The organism is Helicobacter cinaedi CCUG 18818 = ATCC BAA-847, from assembly GCF_000155475.1.
GTDB classification, from domain to species: domain Bacteria; phylum Campylobacterota; class Campylobacteria; order Campylobacterales; family Helicobacteraceae; genus Helicobacter_C; species Helicobacter_C cinaedi.
Genome location: NZ_DS990395.1, coordinates 1 through 567, shown reverse-complemented (window position 1 = coordinate 567; position 567 = coordinate 1). Strand labels below are relative to the sequence as shown.

2 protein-coding genes are annotated in these 567 nt (G+C 32.6%); both read left to right on the top strand.

Translation table 11 applies throughout. From position 1 onward, the window contains the following. The coding region (locus HCCG_RS11755; RefSeq protein ID WP_230197954.1) for a T6SS effector amidase Tae4 family protein at positions 1 to 208 on the top strand (208 nt) is incomplete at its 5' end. Positions 209 to 210: 2 nt separating this feature from the next. Then, positions 211 to 567 (top strand): hypothetical protein (locus HCCG_RS10500; RefSeq protein ID WP_034548544.1); only part of this gene is annotated, 357 nt, incomplete at its 3' end.

The following is a 567-nucleotide window of genomic DNA, read 5'->3' as shown; positions in this document are numbered from 1 at the left end:
AATATCTATAACAGCAACAGATAGTGGCAAAACTGCAGCACTAGAACAGATTAAAGATAAAAAGGGAATTGTCGTAATGAAAGGAAATTATTCTCACACAACCCTTTGGAATGGAAGTAAATTTGTAGATGTGGAAAATGGTATGGCTAGAAATTATTATTTGACTAATATAGGAACAGCCAAGCTTGAATTATGGGAGTTAAAGTGAAAATGAAAAAAATAATGTGGCTTTACTTTGTATCATTTGTATGTCTTAATGGCGGCGATATAAAATTTGACGAAGAGTTGGCGGGAAAAGTAGATAGGACAGCTTATTCCTATGAAAAAAAGGTAAGAATTATGAAAAGAATAGGCATAGAATATTGCATTAAAGGAAATGATTTTTATGAAACACGAACTGATATTCGGGTTTTGGGTCGCTATACTAATAGACTTGGGCTAGGGTATGGTGCAATCTTGCCACCGCTAGAGCTTAAATCATACATAGATGATAAAGCTACAATCAATAATGAAACCATATTAAATCACTATAAAAATTCAAATTTTAGTAGATTCTATACCTGCCTA